Source organism: Erwinia billingiae Eb661 (assembly GCF_000196615.1).
Lineage (GTDB): Bacteria > Pseudomonadota > Gammaproteobacteria > Enterobacterales > Enterobacteriaceae > Erwinia > Erwinia billingiae.
Map to the genome: position 1 here is coordinate 1,353,040 of NC_014306.1, position 16,146 is coordinate 1,369,185.

The 16,146-nt window shown below is 56.2% G+C and carries 17 protein-coding genes; 13 read left to right on the plus strand and 4 right to left on the minus strand.

Going from position 1 to position 16,146, the window contains the following annotated elements; genetic code table 11:
* Positions 1 to 109: 109 nt before the first annotated feature.
* The 6 genes from EBC_RS25710 to EBC_RS07650 all read left to right on the plus strand — a co-directional run bounded on the left by EBC_RS25710 (position 110) and on the right by EBC_RS07650 (position 4,526).
* Positions 110 to 208, plus strand: a complete 99-nt coding sequence (locus tag EBC_RS25710) for a YoaK family small membrane protein (protein ID WP_141653825.1) — start codon at positions 110 to 112, stop codon at positions 206 to 208.
* 72 nt (positions 209 to 280) lie between these two features.
* Positions 281 to 643 carry a hypothetical protein gene (locus EBC_RS07630; protein WP_013201215.1) on the plus strand — a complete coding sequence of 121 codons (363 nt, stop codon included), beginning with the start codon at positions 281 to 283 and terminating at the stop codon, positions 641 to 643.
* Positions 644 to 852: 209 nt separating this feature from the next.
* Complete coding sequence (locus EBC_RS07635) at positions 853 to 1,287, plus strand: 6,7-dimethyl-8-ribityllumazine synthase (RefSeq protein ID WP_013201216.1); 435 nt, start codon at positions 853 to 855, stop codon at positions 1,285 to 1,287.
* A gap of 195 nt (positions 1,288 to 1,482) precedes the next feature.
* The gene (gene lldR, locus EBC_RS07640; protein ID WP_013201217.1) at positions 1,483 to 2,238 is read left to right on the plus strand and encodes a transcriptional regulator LldR; all 756 of its coding nucleotides are present in this window, start codon (positions 1,483 to 1,485) and stop codon (positions 2,236 to 2,238) included.
* A 9-nt stretch (positions 2,239 to 2,247) separates the two neighbouring features.
* The gene (lldD, locus tag EBC_RS07645) at positions 2,248 to 3,393 is read left to right on the plus strand and encodes an FMN-dependent L-lactate dehydrogenase LldD (protein WP_013201218.1); all 1,146 of its coding nucleotides are present in this window, start codon (positions 2,248 to 2,250) and stop codon (positions 3,391 to 3,393) included.
* Positions 3,394 to 3,557: 164 nt separating this feature from the next.
* Positions 3,558 to 4,526 (plus strand): chemotaxis protein, encoded by a 969-nt coding sequence (locus EBC_RS07650; protein ID WP_013201219.1) that lies wholly within the window; start codon positions 3,558 to 3,560, stop codon positions 4,524 to 4,526.
* A 19-nt stretch (positions 4,527 to 4,545) separates the two neighbouring features.
* Here the strand turns inward: EBC_RS07650 and tspO are convergent, their stop codons facing one another.
* The 3 genes from tspO to EBC_RS07665 all read right to left on the minus strand — a co-directional run bounded on the left by tspO (position 4,546) and on the right by EBC_RS07665 (position 6,687).
* Positions 4,546 to 4,989, minus strand: a complete 444-nt coding sequence (tspO, locus tag EBC_RS07655) for a tryptophan-rich sensory protein TspO (RefSeq protein ID WP_013201220.1) — start codon at positions 4,987 to 4,989, stop codon at positions 4,546 to 4,548.
* A 9-nt stretch (positions 4,990 to 4,998) separates the two neighbouring features.
* The gene (locus tag EBC_RS07660) at positions 4,999 to 5,664 is read right to left on the minus strand and encodes a DsbA family oxidoreductase (protein WP_013201221.1); all 666 of its coding nucleotides are present in this window, start codon (positions 5,662 to 5,664) and stop codon (positions 4,999 to 5,001) included.
* Between the two features lie 111 nt (positions 5,665 to 5,775).
* On the minus strand, positions 5,776 to 6,687 hold the full coding sequence (locus EBC_RS07665) for a DMT family transporter (protein ID WP_013201222.1): 912 nt from the start codon (positions 6,685 to 6,687) through the stop codon (positions 5,776 to 5,778).
* Between the two features lie 182 nt (positions 6,688 to 6,869).
* Here EBC_RS07665 and EBC_RS07670 point away from each other — a divergent pair, with 182 nt between their 5' ends.
* The 7 genes from EBC_RS07670 to EBC_RS07700 all read left to right on the plus strand — a co-directional run bounded on the left by EBC_RS07670 (position 6,870) and on the right by EBC_RS07700 (position 15,559).
* Positions 6,870 to 7,733 carry a helix-turn-helix domain-containing protein gene (locus tag EBC_RS07670; RefSeq protein WP_013201223.1) on the plus strand — a complete coding sequence of 288 codons (864 nt, stop codon included), beginning with the start codon at positions 6,870 to 6,872 and terminating at the stop codon, positions 7,731 to 7,733.
* 446 nt (positions 7,734 to 8,179) lie between these two features.
* Positions 8,180 to 8,677, plus strand: coding sequence for a DUF1198 family protein (locus EBC_RS07675; RefSeq protein WP_013201224.1), 498 nt, complete (start codon positions 8,180 to 8,182; stop codon positions 8,675 to 8,677).
* Between the two features lie 421 nt (positions 8,678 to 9,098).
* Positions 9,099 to 9,824, plus strand: a complete 726-nt coding sequence (locus EBC_RS07680) for a gluconate 2-dehydrogenase subunit 3 family protein (RefSeq protein WP_013201225.1) — start codon at positions 9,099 to 9,101, stop codon at positions 9,822 to 9,824.
* 67 nt (positions 9,825 to 9,891) lie between these two features.
* Positions 9,892 to 11,661, plus strand: coding sequence for a GMC family oxidoreductase (locus tag EBC_RS07685; RefSeq protein WP_013201226.1), 1,770 nt, complete (start codon positions 9,892 to 9,894; stop codon positions 11,659 to 11,661).
* Positions 11,662 to 11,672: 11 nt separating this feature from the next.
* Positions 11,673 to 12,926, plus strand: coding sequence for a c-type cytochrome (locus EBC_RS07690; RefSeq protein WP_081461052.1), 1,254 nt, complete (start codon positions 11,673 to 11,675; stop codon positions 12,924 to 12,926).
* 253 nt (positions 12,927 to 13,179) lie between these two features.
* A complete protein-coding gene (locus tag EBC_RS07695) occupies positions 13,180 to 13,662 on the plus strand; it encodes an RcnB family protein (RefSeq protein ID WP_013201228.1) in 483 nt (160 codons plus the stop codon).
* A gap of 247 nt (positions 13,663 to 13,909) precedes the next feature.
* On the plus strand, positions 13,910 to 15,559 hold the full coding sequence (locus EBC_RS07700; RefSeq protein ID WP_013201229.1) for a methyl-accepting chemotaxis protein: 1,650 nt from the start codon (positions 13,910 to 13,912) through the stop codon (positions 15,557 to 15,559).
* Between the two features lie 114 nt (positions 15,560 to 15,673).
* Here EBC_RS07700 and EBC_RS07705 read toward each other — a convergent pair whose 3' ends face one another.
* Positions 15,674 to 16,093, minus strand: coding sequence for an RcnB family protein (locus EBC_RS07705; RefSeq protein WP_013201230.1), 420 nt, complete (start codon positions 16,091 to 16,093; stop codon positions 15,674 to 15,676).
* Positions 16,094 to 16,146: the final 53 nt, after the last annotated feature.

Consider the following 16,146-nt stretch of genomic DNA (forward strand, 5'->3'; position numbering starts at 1 on the left):
GCGAAGGGAAGGCGGCGAAGTTTGCACCAGCCGTGGCCGGAGCCTGTGCTATCATCGCCGCGCGTGTTTCTGCTGCCCGTCGCGGGCGTTAATGATGAATGAGGAAATCATGAAAATTGGTTATTTATTCCCGGCTGCGGTGGGTATCGCAGGCGTCACTCTGCTGATCTGGTTTATCGCCAGCGGCGCGTGGATGCCGGGCGCGTAGCTCTCGGAATTATCCAGCGCCAAACCGGGGCTGACCTCTGCTACCCTATGGGAAGACATATAAGGGAGGCCTATGCGCACAAGAAATGCACTTTTGATTATCGCTTTGTCGGCAGTTTCACTGTCGGCTTCCGCTGCCGAATCGTTAACCTGCAGCCTGACGCACAGCGTGGAGTCTCCGGGACAGCAGCCTAAAGTCTCGGTGGTCAGCAAAAATTCTGCGGTGACCGATGAAGGCACCAGCTTCACCTTCTCCACCGATGGACAGAAGCGCATCACCAGCCCGGAGCTGCAGCCGCTAAAGACCGATGACGGTGAAACGGCGCTGGCTGCCAGGGTGAAAGATGTCACCTTCGTTAAGCTGAAAGACAGCTATGTGCTGCGCAACAAAAGCGAAAGCTACGTCTATTCGGACTGTAAGCCCGCCGCGAAGTAACCTCGTTGCTGAAGCTCAAACAACCCAGCCACCGCGCTGGGTTTTTTATTGCCGCAGCCGCCTCAACGGGGCGGCTTAGTGCTATTTTTCCGTCACTTGCATATAACATTTTTGAAATGTTTTCGAATCAGGCTTTCCCATTGCCGCAGTGAGGCTTAAACTATCTGACTTTAGGGTGGTCATCGTCGCCCATTTGACAGGAGTAATGTATGGTTTCCCCGCTGAAGGTTGCATTTATTAAAGCCAACTGGCACGCCGACATCGTTAACCAGACGCTGGTTGGATTCAAGAAAGAGATGGCCGCGCGTGACGTTGACTGCCAGATCACCGTGCTGGACGTACCCGGTGCCTTTGAGATGCCGTTGCTGGCACAGCGCCTGGCAAAACGGGGTGACGTTGATGCGATTGTCTGCGCCGCGCTGGTGGTTGATGGCGGCATTTACCGTCATGACTTTGTTGCTCAGGCGGTGGTGACTGGCCTGATGGATGTGCAGCTGGCCACCGACGTGCCGGTGTTCTCCGTCTCCCTGACGCCGCACAACTTCCAGCCCGCTGAAGAGTTCACCGGTTTCTACAGTGAGCACTTTATCAAGAAGGGCGCTGAAGCCGCCCGTGCCGTGTGCATGGTTGCCGAACTGAAATAAGCATTCCCGCCACACCGCAATGACGCCGGACGGAGAAATCCCCCGGCGTTTTTCATTTTTTGGTCCTACCAATTCATCCATTCTGTGATCCCGCTTAGGCCCTGAACGCATCAGGTTACGCAATCGTTGCATTCAGGTTAGCGAAAGAGGAACAATCGCCCGGTCAAACGCCTTTTTTGGTAGGACCAATCAGCGATGAGCAACGAACTGCTGGTGGATCGTCTGCGGGACTTTATCCACCAAAATCACCTTCAACCGGGCGCACGTCTGCCTGCCGAACGTCAGCTGGCGCAGCAGTTTGGCGTCTCGCGATCCTCACTGCGGGAAGCGATTCAAACGCTCACCAGCCAGGGGGTCTTATTCAGCCGTCGCGGCGGCGGCACCTTCCTGCAACCCGAGACGGTGGACTGGAGCGAAGAGCGTCTGGTGATGCCGCTCAGCTCACTGCTGGCCGAGGACCCGGGCTATCGCTATGACGTGCTGGAAGCACGCATGGCGATTGAAGCCAGCACCGCCTGGCACGCCGCCAGCCGCGCCACCGAAGAGGATAGGGCGCGGCTGAAAATGTGCTTCGAGGCGATGCAAACCATCTCCGATCGTGACGATCCCGATCTTGCCGCACACGCTGACGTGCGCTTTCACCTGGCGATTGCCGAAGCCTCGCACAATCTGGTGCTGCTGCAGGCGATGCGCGGCCTGTTCGATCTGCTGCAATCCTCGGTGATGCAAAGCCGCCAGAAGATGTTTACCCAGCCCGCGATCCTCGACCAGCTTTCCGCCCAGCATCAGGTCATCTACCGGGCGATTGTTGCCGGAGAGGCGGATGCTGCCCGCGACGCCACCCTTCACCATCTGGAGTTTGTTGCCGAGACTCTGCATGGCCTGACCGAGCAGGCGGCGCGACACGCCCGCAGCCTGCGTATTCCCGACATTAAACCGCAGCTTAAGTGAGGCACACCTGTGATTATCTCCTCCTCGAAAGACTACCGCGCCGCGGCAAAGGCCAAGATCCCGCCGTTTCTGTTTCACTATGCGGATGGTGGGGCCTACGACGAACACACGCTGCAACGCAACTGTGAAGACCTGGCCGATATCGCGCTGCGTCAGCGCATTCTGCGCAACATGTCCTCGCTGGACCTGACAACAACACTGTTTAACGAAACGCTGTCGATGCCGGTGGCGTTAGCGCCTGTCGGCCTGTGTGGCATGTACGCCCGGCGCGGGGAAGTGCAGGCCGCGCGCGCGGCGGATAAAAAGGGCATCCCGTTTACCCTGTCGACGGTCTCCGTGTGTCCGATAGAAGAAGTCGCGCCGGTGATGAACCGGCCGATGTGGTTCCAGCTGTACGTGCTGCGCGACCGGGGATTTATGCGCAATGCGCTGGAGCGTGCTCAGGCCGCGGGCTGTACCACGCTGGTGTTTACCGTGGATATGCCGGTGCCGGGCGCGCGTTACCGTGATGCGCACTCCGGGATGAGCGGTCCCAATGCCGCGATGCGCCGCTATCTGCAGTCGGTGACCCATCCGCAGTGGGCCTGGGATGTGGGTTTGCATGGACGCCCGCACGATCTGGGCAATATCTCGGCCTATCGCGGCGAGCCGACCAATCTGCAGGATTACATCGGCTGGCTGGCGAATAACTTCGATCCGTCGATCTCGTGGAGCGATCTGGAGTGGATACGTGACTTCTGGAAGGGGCCGATGATCATCAAAGGCATTCTGGATCCTGACGATGCGCGCGATGCGGTGCGCTTTGGTGCCGATGGCATTGTCGTTTCCAATCACGGCGGTCGCCAGCTGGATGGCGTGCTCTCGTCGGCGCGGGCGTTACCGGCGATTGCCGATGCGGTCAAAGGCGATCTGACCATTCTGGCCGATGGCGGCGTGCGCAGCGGGCTGGACGTGCTGCGCATGCTGGCGTTGGGGGCGGACACCGCATTGATTGGCCGCGCGTTCCTCTATGCGCTGGCCACCGACGGCGAGGCGGGCGTGACCAACCTGCTCAACCTGTTTGAGAAAGAAATGCGCGTGGCGATGACCCTCACCGGCGCCCGTTGCATCGCTGAGATCACCCGCGATTCGCTGGTTGCCGCGGCGAAACAATAGTCAGCCTGCGAATAAAATCAGCAACAGGGGACAGAAGTCCCCTGTATTTTTTTCTTCTTCTGCCGATAACCCTCTCAGAGTGATTTCAGCGCGCAATGGCGTGCAGGGGTAACACTTCCCGTATGCGCCTCGTTGAGAGCAGCGACGAAAACTAGAGGATTAAAATGGATAACTTTCAGAAAGAGATCGATGAGCGCGCCAACCTCGCCTTATCCAATAAATTTGAACTGCTGGTGTTTCGTTTAGGCTCGGATCTCAACGAAGAAAAGTCTGAACTGTTCGGCATCAACGTCTTTAAGCTGCGTGAAATCGTCCCGATGACCACCATCACCAAAGCGGCAGGCATGAAGTCACCGCTGCTGGGGATGGCCAACATTCGCGGTCAGTTTATTCCGGTGATCGACCTGCCGGCGGTCGTCGGCTGCACGCCAACCACCGGCCTTAACCTGATCCTGGTGACGGAATATGCCCGCAGCACCCAGGCCTTTGCCGTCGAATCGGTTGAGGATATCGTGCGTCTGGACTGGAGCCAGGTCCACGCTGCGGAAGCCGGCGTCAGCAGCCGTAATATCACCAGCATCGCCTGTCTGAATACCGACAAAGACAACAACACCACCATGGCGTTAGTGCTGGATGTCGAGCAGATCCTGCATGACGTGATCCCGTCGGTGCGTGAAGTGAAGGAAGGCGACATCAAGCTGAAAGAGTTTGATATCCGTCCAGGTTCGGTGGCAATCGTGGCAGAAGATTCGAAGGTTGCCCGTCAGATGCTGGAACAGGGCCTGAAGGCGATGGGCATTCCGGCAGAGATGCACAACACCGGTCTGGAAGCCTGGAACCGCATCAGAAGTATCCAGCAGCAGGCGAAGGAAGAAGGGATCCCGATCCGCGATAAGATCTCGATGGTGCTGACCGATCTGGAAATGCCGGAAATGGATGGCTTCACCCTGACGCGCAATATCAAAACCGACATTAACCTGCGGGATATTCCGGTGGTGATCCACTCGTCGCTGTCCGGCAGCGCCAACGAAGATCATGTGCGTAAGGTCGGTGCGAATGGCTACGTGGCGAAGTTTGAGATCAACCAGCTGTCGGCGGTGATCCACAAGGTGCTGGAAGAAGCTCCCCGCTAATGCGAGGAGCCATCGCGCATTATCTGCGGTTATTGCACAGGATTGAGAAGTTGAGGGCGGCGGCGATCGACAGCCACGCCAGATAAGGCAGCAGGATCAGGCCAGTCAGCGCTTCCAGCTGAAGGGCCATCACCACCATCGCCGCAACCACCAGCCACAGCAGGGTCAGGATTATCATCCCGGCAAGAATGCGGTGCGAGCCGAAGAACACCGGCGTCCACAGCGTGTTCAGCGCTATCTGTGCCGCCCACAATGCCAGCAGCGTCTCGCTGCCTGGCAGCATGGTCAGACGGTAGCCTGCCCAGGCAAGCAGCAGATAAATAATCGACCAGGCCACCGGAAACGCCCAGTTTGGCGGGGTAAAGCCCGGTTTTTTTAACGACTTATACCACTCGCCAGGTTTAAACAGCATCCCGGTACTGCCTGCTGCACAGCAGGCAAAAAGAAAGATAAAAAAGGTCATGTTCCGTCCTTAGCTTGCCGCTGTTTCCCGCTGTTGCAAAATGTTCTCAATGGCCGATTTAAAGGCTTCCGGCGGCTGTCCACCGGAGAGCAGATACTGGCGATCGAACACGATGGACGGCACGGACTGAATACCGGCATCCACCCATTCACGCTCCAGCGCGCGAACCTCGTCAGCATAGCGGTTGGTCGCCAGCACCTCGGCCGCTTCAACCGGATCCAGCCCAACGTCTTCGGCGACGTTAACCAGCACCACGTGACTCGACGGGTTTTCGCCATCGGTAAAGTAGGCGGTAAACAGCGCGTGCTTCAGCGGCTGCTGCAGGCCAAAGCCTTCCGCCCAGTGCAACAAGCGGTGCGCATCGAAGGTGTTATAGATGCGCAGTCCCGGCCCGGCGTTATTCATCTCAAAGCCCACCGCCTCAGCACGTTCGCGGATGCGCTGACGATTCTCAGCAGACTCTTCCGGCGACGAACCGTATTTCTCGGCGATGTGCTCAACCAGATCCTGACCTTCAGCCGCCATTGACGGGTTTAACTCAAAGGGCTGGAAGGTGATGTTAGCCTGAACGTCGGGGCCGAGTTCAGCCAGCGCTTGCTCCAGCCCCTGAAGGCCGATAATGCACCAGGGACAGGAAATATCGGAAACGAAGTCTATCTGCAGTGGCTTGCTCATGGTGCCTCCTCTGGCGTTATGGGCAGACTGTCGCGACGCATCGCGACAGCGAATGCCTTACAGTCTAGCATTTCACGCCCGGTGCTCAGGAGGCACCTTGAGCTTTTTCTCTCAGGAAGACTTCGGCAGTGGCGTAGTGCGACCAACGCGGAAGAAACCGGGTTTAGCAAACATCACCAGATTCCCCAGCAGGATCAAGACCAGGCCAATCACCGCGTTCGCATGCCAGACGTAGCCTTCGTACAGCGTGGACAGGGTCAGCGCCACCAGCGGGAACAGCAGGGTGCTGTAGGCGGCCTGGCTGGCACCAATGCGGCCAACCAGCGTGAAGTAAGCGCCGAAGGCGATCACCGAACCGAAAATCGCCAGATACAGCAGCGATCCCAGATAGCGCACCGACAGCTCCGGCATAAAGCGATCGCCGTTAAACAGGCTGATGGCGGCCATTACCAGCGCACCGTAAAACATCGCATAGGTGTTGGTCGAGAGGATTTCCAGCCCGCGACGCTGGTGGCGGGTGCTGATCATATTGCCCAGCGAGAAGCCGAAGGTCCCCAGCGCGCTCAGGCCGATGCCGATCAGCAAAGACGGCGCCATCTGCGTGGCCATCAGGTCGTGCCAGAACAGGGCGATAATGCCGATGATGCCCAGCGCGGCGGCCGGTAACAGATTGGGATGCGGACGCTGGCGGAAGAACAGCATGCTGTTTACCGCGTTATACAGCACCGCCATTGAGAAAATCACCGACTCCAACCCGCTGCTGATATAAGACGCCGCATGGTAGAAGCAGACAAAGTTAAAGCCGAATACGCAGCAGCCCTGTAACAGGCAGTAAAGGTGATCCTTCAGGCTGATTTTGCGCAGCCGGCCCGCCAGGCCCAGCACGATGACCATCGCCAGCGCCGCCACCAGAAAGCGCCAGAAAATGGAGACGGTAACCGACACCACGCCTTGCTGCATCACAATGGCTATCCATGTCGTCCCCCAAATCACCACCACCAATGCGTATAAAATTCCGTTCATCCTGACACCTCAAAACCGCGTTTAATTGCCGCCAGTGTGTCAGTTGCCATGCCGTGTCGCTTTCAGCAGCCTGCGCAGACTTGCATATTCTTGCGGTTATTTTCGGCTTGCGGGGATAAGCGCTGGAATCTGCTCCGGCAGCTCCTTAAAATACGGCTTTGCTTCCACCTTCAGGTATCGTTATGCCCCAGCCCTATCAGGCTTTTGAAAATCTGCGTCAGCATCGCGCGCGCCTGCAGGGCAGCGTGCAGCTTGGCTCGGGTATTCAACTGGCGGCATGGCGTAATGACTTTGACTGCGTCCGGCAGCGTAGCGATCACCACACGCTGAGCCTGTACGTTGAGGGTGGAGTGAACACCTGGCATAAAACCCGTTCCGGCTGGCAGAACGGCGGCGGTCCGGACCGTTTTTGCCTGATGCCCGAAAACAGCGAATCGGTCTGGGATATCCGTGCCGAATTCTCCTTCGTGCATCTCTACTGCACCGATCGTCATCTGCGCCATCTGGCCGAGCAAATCTGGGATAAAAGCCCGGCAAGCATTTCGCTGGATGAAAAGGTGTTCAGTGAAGATGTGCGCATTACCCAGCTGTATCGCCATTTTTTGCTGAGCAGCGACTGGCAGCAGAATGCCAACCATCTGATGCTCAGCAGCGCCTCAACCCTGTTGATGACCCATCTGTTGCAGCACTACAGCGAGGTGCTGTGGAAGTTGCCCGCGGTGCGGGGCGGGCTGGCCCCGGCGGTGTTACGCAACATTATGGCGTTTATCGAAGAGCATCTTGCCAGCCCGTTAACGCTGGCCGAACTGGCGGTGCAGGCGGGACTCAGCGAGTTTCACTTTGCGCGGATGTTTAAGCAGTCCACTCAGCTGGCCCCGCATCAGTACGTGATGCAGCGGCGGATGGCAAAAGCGGAACAGCTGGTGCGCGGAAGTCCGCTTCCGCTGACGGAGATCGCGCTGGCCTGCGGCTTTAACTCCTCCAGCCATTTCAGCAACCGCTTTAAAAGCGTGTATGGCTGCACGCCGTCCACGCTGCGGGGCTAGCCTGAGGCTTATCCTGGGGAGCTTTCTGAATTTGCCGGAAAGGCGAATATAAAGACATTTTTAACAGTCGACCGGGTGTACTGTCTGTTTGTCGGGTAATTTATGACAAAGAGATAACAATGGGCGATTACTATTATCTGGAGCAGAAAGCGCGCCAGGATGCTCTCAAAGTTGTCCACCGCTCAGGCTGCCTTAAGCTAAGCATTCTGAAACGACAAAGAGAGTTTTTGGGCACGTTTTATACCTCAGCAGATGCATTACTTACAGCAAACAAACGTTATGGTAGCAGCCGCTTATGTCCACTGTGCTGCATGAAGAAGCGTTAATTCAGAGGCTGCCTGCGGGCAGCCTTTTCTCTTTGTTGCAAAGGCTGACAGGCTGCTGTTACTCTGACGCCCCGCAGAATCGCCGTCCTTGAACGGCCCGTGTCTGGAACAGGATAGTTAATGATTTGGCTGATGCTCGTGACCCTGGTTGTGGTTTTTATAATTGGTTTTCGTGTGCTGAATTCCCAGACCCGGCGGGCCAGTAAAGCGCTGACTAAGCGGTTGAATCTGGAGCCGGTGTACGTGGAGTCATTGATCAATACGATGGGTCGCGTGGCGGGCGAAGAGTTTGTGCAGTATCTGGCGCGGGATAATGAAGCCCATATCGCCAACGGGGCCAGCGTGCTGCTGATCTACCAGGTGTTTATCGTCGACGAGTCCGACGAAAGCCTGATGTTCTGGCGCGGCGTGCTGCGTAAAGCCTATCTTCCGACTGAACTCAGCAATGAACACGTCAGGCTGGCGATGTCATTCCTGCGCGAGCTGGAACCCGACGCGCAGGAAATGCTGGCATTTCGTCAGCGCTATAACGCCCGCTTTGCGCCGCCAGACGACCATTCGCCTGATGAGCCGCACAATAATGTCTATTCCCTGCATTCACGTCTCGATCGTCACTGATTTCCGCTTATTCCCGTTGCCGCTGAATGTCTGAATAAGCGGGAATTCAGTGCTCAATTGTTTTATATTTGTTAATGTCATGATCCCCTCGCGTTAAATAATAAAAAAGGCGTCAGACGAATTTTTTCCATTTATTTAATGGGGGTATAGTCACGCTTTTGAATTATTCCCGGATAATCACAAGGGATAACTGGCCCTAATCAGCATAAAAACAGGGGTTATGCGGTTTTTTTAACCATAACAGGCCTTTATCATTTTCATGCTTAAATTTAACAACGTGATAAACATTTAACTATAAATAAACTGAATTCAAATTTTACATTTTGTAACCCTCCTATCCATAACATTACGTTCAGCACTGTCGATAACCATACTTATTAACTCAAATTACATTTTATTAGCATGTGAGAGTCGTGATGTTATGCTCCTTCAAAAAGAAACTACCCGTCGTAAGTTTTTAATAGGATCGCTGTTGGCATTACCGCTAGGCGATATGGTCCTGAAAGGTATTACTGCCGCCCAGGCTGCGGAAATGGCCGCACCCGAGCTGGTCGATTATAAACCGATCTTTTTTAGCGCCGATGAATGGCAATTCATCATGGCTGCCTGCGACCGCCTGATCCCGGCTGGCGGCAAAGGCAAAGCACCAGGCGCACTGGAAACCAACGTGCCGATCTTTATCGATCAGCAAATGCACGGCGATATGGGATCTGAAATCTATATGCAGGGGCCGTTCAACACCCACGCGCCTGCCACTATGGGGTATCAAATCCCGTTCCGTCCTCAGCAGATTTACAAAACCGGTATCAAGCTGATTGAGGGCTGGTGCCAGACGACCCATCAAAAATCCTTCCATGAACTGTCTGATGCGGACAAAGACGCCGTGCTGACCCAGGTTCAGAAGAACACCATCAGCTTCGCCGATCTGGGCGAAGAGGCACTGAAAGGATCGCAGTTCTTTAGCGAGCTGCTGGCCGATACCAAGCACGGTTACCTGGCCGATCCTATCTATGGCGGAAACAAAGGGATGAAGGCGTGGATCGCCATCGGCTTCCCTGGCGCGCGTGCCAGCTTTACCGAATGGGTGAAGCAGCACAACGTGCCGTATCCGCTGGGCCCGGTCAGCCTGTTAGGCATGCAGGCCTGAGTGCGCTAATAACGCTGATTGCGCTAATCGCGCTGACTCCGTTTTCTGATGAGTGACAGGATTTAAGATGGCAACTGTAAATAAAGAAGAAGTCGACGTCGTAGTCGTCGGCCTGGGTTGGGCTGGCTCACTGATGAGTATTGAGCTGGCGATGGCCGGGCTGAAAGTTCGTGCGCTGGAACGTGGTGGCGATCGCGGCTACGAAGAGTTCAAATATCCAAAACCGGCGGATGAGTACGCTTACGCAGTCCGTAACAAAGTGATGGCCACGCCGGCGGAAGCCGCGGTGACCGTGCGCTACAACATGAGCGAAACTGCGCTGCCAACCCGTAAATGGGGTGCGTTCGCACCCGGTACCGGCGTCGGCGGATCGGGTCTGCACTGGACGGCGGTATTGATCCGTCCAACGCCAACCGATCTCAAGCTGAAAACCTATGCAGACGAAGCCTACAAGCCCGGCATTCTGCAGGAAGATATGCGCATCATGGACTTCCCGTTCACCTGGGATGAAATCGAGCCGTATTACACCAAGTTTGAACATATCTGCGGCCAGTCCGGTAAAACCGGTAACCTGCGCGGCCAGATTATGGAAGGTGGCGATCCGTTCGAAGGGCCACGTTCAGAGCCGTATCCACTGCCCGCACTGGAAGATACGCTGAACAGCAGCATGTTTGCTGAAGTGACCAAAAAAATGGGGTATCACCCGTTCCCGAACCCATCTGCTTGCGTCTCGCGTGCCTGGACTAACCCGTACGGCAACCAGATCGCGCCGTGCAACTACTGCGGTTACTGCAGTAAATATCCGTGCCTCAACTACTCCAAAGCCTCGCCACAGACCGCGGTGATGGATGCGTTGAAGCGTATGGATAACTTCTCCTACGAAGTGCATGCCAACGTGATGAAAGTGGTGCTGCATGATGATAAGAAAACCGCCAAGGGCGTGATCTACATCGATGCACAGGGCAACGAGTGCTTCCAGCCAGCGAAAATCGTGGTGCTGAGCAGCTTCCAGTTCTGCAACGTGCGCCTGATGCTGCTGTCCGGCATTGGAAAGCCTTACAACCCAATCACCGAAGAAGGGGTGATCGGTCGTAACTATGCCTTCCTGAGCAACGGCGGCTCGACGCTGTTCTTCAAAGACAAAAACTTCAACCCGTTCGCCACCGCAGGCGCCACCGGCCAGATGTTTAACGATCTGTCGCCGGGCAACTTCGATGGTCCTTCACTGGGCTTTATCGGCGGCGCGAAAATTCACAGCTCGCAGGCGACCGGTACGCCAATCAGCACCGCCTTGCCGAAAGGCACACCGGCATGGGGAACCGGCTGGAAAGAGGGGATGGAAGAGTGGTACGGCCATTCGATGAAGATCAGCATCACCACCACCTGCCAGTCCTACCGCGATATCTATCTCGATCTGGATCCGAACTACAAAGACGAGTACGGCTATCCGCTGCTGCGTATGACCTTCGACTGGAAACTGAACGAGCTTAAGCTGCAGCAGCACCTGAAGCAGATCGTCGGCAATATCACCAAAGAGCTTAACCCGGACAGCTACAGCGAAAGCTTCCTGCCGATGGATGCGCACTTTGACCTGACCAAATACGTCTCGACCCACAACGTCGGCGGCGCGGTGATGGGCGATAATCCGAAGACCTCTGCGCTGAATAAGTACCTGCAGAGCTGGGATGTTCATAACGTCTTTGTGCCAGGCGGTAATGCGTTCCCGCAGAACTTCCAGGCGAACCCGACCGATACCATTGGCGCAATCACGCTGATGGCGGCTCAGGCGATCAAGGATCACTATCTGAAAAATCCCGGCCCACTGGTACAGGCGTAAGCGATATGAAGATGACATTAAAAAGTTTGGTTCTGGCCAACACGCTGCTGCTGGGCGCAGGATTTTGTCAGCTGGCGCAGGCAGACGATGCGGCGCTGGTAAAGCAGGGGGAATACATCTCCCGTCTGGGCGACTGCAGTGCCTGTCACTCGATTCCGGGCAAACCGGCGTTCTCCGGCGGCCTGGCGATTGAGTCGAACCTCGGCACGATTTATTCGACCAATATCACGCCGGATAAAGATCACGGCATTGGCAACTATTCCGAGCAGCAGTTCTCTGATGCGGTGCGTAAGGGTGTGCTGCCAGACGGCAAGCGCCTGTATCCGGCAATGCCTTATCCGGACTACGCCAAGATCAACGATCGGGATATGCACGCGCTTTACACTTACTTTATGCAGGGCGTGAAGCCAAGTGCCGACGTGCCGCCGGAAACGGATCTGAGTTTCCCGTTCAGCCAGCGCTGGGGAATGCGCTTCTGGAACTGGGCGTTTGTGTCCGACAAGCCATTCCAGCCTATCGGTGGGGCCACGGCGGAAGTAAATCGCGGTGCCTATCTGGTGGAAAGCCTCGGTCACTGTGGCAGCTGCCACACGCCGCGCGGTCTGGGGATGAACGAGAAAGCGCTGGATAGCGGTGACGACCAGTTCCTCGCCGGTGGCAACCTCAACGGATGGGAAGTGCCTTCCCTGCGTGGTCTGCCACACTGGACCGAGCAGGAAACCGTCGACTATCTGGCAACCGGCCGTAACGACAAGGCGGCGGTGGGCGGCGAGATGACCTCGGTGGTTGAGCACAGCACCTCGTATATGAGCGATGCCGACCTGAAAGCGATTGCCGCTTACCTGAAGTTTATTGGCGGCAACCCGGCGGCACCTGCCGCGCAGGAAACCACCATCAGCCCAACGGAAGCGAAGCTGACGGCGGCGAAAAACCTCTCTGCGGGCGAGCGTCTGTATCTGGACAACTGTGGCGCCTGTCACTTTGTCACCGGTAAAGGCGCACCGGGCGTGTTCCCGCAGCTGGACCAGGCGACCATCGTTAATGCCGGCGATCCGGGTGGGTTGATTCATACCATTCTGGCCGGTGCGCAGCAGCCTTCAACGGCGAAAGCGCCATCCACGCTGGCGATGCCAGGCTTTGCCAACCGTCTTAGCGATGATCAAGTGGCGCAGTTAGCGACCTTTATCCGCCAGGGCTGGAGCAACAAAGCGTCGGCGGTTACCGCTGACCAGGTGGCGAAAGTCAGAGAATCGCTGAAGAAGTAAGGGATTTTCGGGCACCACATACAGAGAGAGGCTTCGGCCTCTCTTTTTTTATGCCATTTGGCCCTCTTAACACAAATCATTCGCGTCTGGAAGGTCCTTAATTCGTTCATAGTGTTAAGGAAGTGATAAGAAGGGGTAAAGTAGCGTAAGTCCATGGGTTTTAAGACATTTGGAGATATTCAACCGCCTGCGCTTAGCCGATAGTACCACTCAACGGCGGCACGAAAGCCGGGTGAAAATCGAGGATACAAAAATGAAAAAAACGACTCTGGCACTGTTAATGACCGTCTTTACGGCAAGCACCCTGTTCTCCACGGTTTCTCAGGCTGAGGGCCCTCCGGGACAGCCATGGCATCAGCAGGGCGGCCATGATGGACACGGCGGCCCTGACGGCCACGGTGGCGGCCCAGGTCGTGGTCCGGATCGCGGACATGACGATCGCGGTCATAACGATCGCGGACATGATAATCACGATCGCGGTCACGACAATCGTGGCCCGGATCGTCATTACGAATCCCGCGACCGCTTTGCGTGGCAGGGACACGACTTCCGTCGTGGCGACCGCCTGCCACCGCACTATCGTTACGATGATTACCGCGTCAATGACTGGCACGAACGTGGCCTACGTGAACCGCCGCGGGGTGAGAACTGGGCCTACATCGACGGCAACTATGTGTTGATTGCGGCGGCAACCGGGGTGATTACCTCGATCCTGTTAAATAACGCCTTCCACTAGTCCTTCTGACGGCTGGCCACTGCGCCAGCCGTGTTACTTTTCCCCTTACTTTTCAGCCTGCTACATCCCCGCGTTTTATATCCTTCCTTCAGGGTAAAGTTTCGCCGCTCAACTACCGATAACCTCTGTAAGGCCGTTCTCTGACCTTAATTCCAGCTTAGATCCGACTGCTGCTTCACCTGAAGGGTGAGGGCGATGTCTGTCAGCTATTTACAAGGCACCAGTGAAATCACGTTGAGGTTTCAGCATGACTATTACAAAAAGACTGTTCTTTATTTTTTCCCTGCTCGCCGTGGCCCTGTGCCTGCTGGCCGGGTTCTCTCTCTATGCCATCACCGGGTTCCAGAACAGATTTGAATACGTTCAGATGAACGCCATTCCCAGCATCAAAGATTTGGATAAGGCTATCAGCACCGCCAGCAAGCTGAATATGGCGCTTTACGAGCATCAGAGTGAAGCGAACAACAGCAAGCAGAATGAATTTGAGAAAAAGATTAACGAGCAGATTGACCTGTTAAAAACCCAGACCGATTACTATATGGCGAACGATATCTCCAGCGATGAAGATAAGGCCATGACCGTCGCTGCGCTGGCTGATATCGAGGCGATAAAAGCGGTGTTACCGGCCTTTATCACCGCTTCACTGGCGCATAACGATGCGGTTACCCTGCCGATGATGCAGGGTGAGGGCGGAATTGGTGCGGCGGTGCGCAAGCTGACCGGCGATCTTAAGGCGCAGATCGAGCTGAACATTCAAATCGGCGAAAGCTTACGCAAAGAAAACAACGCGATTTACTCTCGCGTGTTCTGGGGATTACTGAGCTTCTCTGCGGTAGTGATCCTGCTGATGGGCGCACTGGCGTGTAAGACCATCTTCGGCGTGCGCCGCAGCCTGAACAGTATTCAGCAGGTGATGGTTGAGACCAGCGAATCGCTGGATCTGACCCGCCTGGCCGACGACAGCCGTCATGATGAGATTGGCAAAACCGCCTTTGCGTTTAACGCCCTGATGGCACGCGTGGCCACCGCGATGACCGCCGTCACCGCCTCGGCGCAGTCCGTCAGCTCGGCTTCAACGCAGATTGCCGCCGGTAACGAAGATCTGTCTGCCCGTACGGAAGAACAGGCTGCCTCACTGGAGCAGACCTCTGCCAGCATGAGTACCCTGAACGACACGGTGAAGCAGAACGCCGAAAACGCCAAACAGGCCAGCCTGTTAGCCAGCAACGCCAACGAAATGGCCGAGCAGAGCGGGAATGCGGTGTCCTCAATGGTGAAAACCATGGACAACATTAAGGCCAGCTCCAGCAAAATCTCCGACATCACCGGGTTAATCGAAGGCATTGCCTTCCAGACCAACATCCTGGCGTTAAACGCCGCGGTAGAAGCGGCACGTGCGGGTGAGCAGGGTCGTGGATTTGCCGTGGTCGCCAGCGAAGTGCGTAACCTGGCACAGCGATCATCTGTGGCAGCCAAAGAGATCAAAGATCTGATCGTTACCTCGGCACAGCTGGTGGAAAGCGGTGCCGTACAGGTGGCGAACGTCGGCGATAATATGGAGAAAGTGCAGGGTTCGATCCGTCAGGTGGCGGATATCGTCGGTGAAATGGCGGCGGCAACCTCTGAGCAGAGCCAGGGCATTGAGCAGGTGCATCTGGCCGTGGGTCAGATGGACTCGGTGACGCAGCAGAACGCCGCGCTGGTGGAAGAAGCGTCAGCGGCTTCCCAGTCGTTGCAGGAACAGGCACTGACCCTGAGTAATCTGGTGGGTGCGTTTAAGGTGCAGGCCGGCAGCGCAGTCGCCGCCGTTCATCAGCCAGCCGTGGTGAAATCACCGGCCAGGGCGGGAAAACTGATTAAGCCTGAACTGGCTACCGATAACTGGAGCTCGTTCTGATAGCACGGCCTGACGCCGCCTGATTTGCTCAGGACGTGTCAAAGCCATAAAAAAGCCCCGCCAGAGCGATCTGGCGGGGCTTTTTATTGCCCGCTTAGCGCGGGATCTCAGCGCTTACTGATGGGCAATGATAGAAGCAATCACACCGGTGCTGATGGCAATCAGGACATAGTTGCCATCAACATTCTGCCAGCGGTGACCGGCCGGTGGCGCCTTCAGGCCACGCTGATGCCAGTCGTTGACCTGGTAACCTTCACCCCGGTATTTCTGCGGCAGTGGGCGACCCTGATGGAAGTCATTGTGATGCGACTGTTTGTGCTGCGGCTCGCGGTGCTCGGAAGCACGCTGTGGCTGTGCACCGTGCGGATTACCCTGCGGCTGGCCGCCGTGCTGGTTGCCGCCTTGCGGTGGACGTTTCACTGGCTGCTGCTGGTGCTGATCGTCATGACCCTGCTGTGGGCCTTCGGCAAATGCGCTCAGGCTGGTTGAAGCAAACAGCAGCGCAGAAAGGGCAATAATTCCTGATTTTTTCATCTTTTTTTCCCTGTGGGTATGGAGCAAAAGTCGTGTTGATGCAGACAATTTGG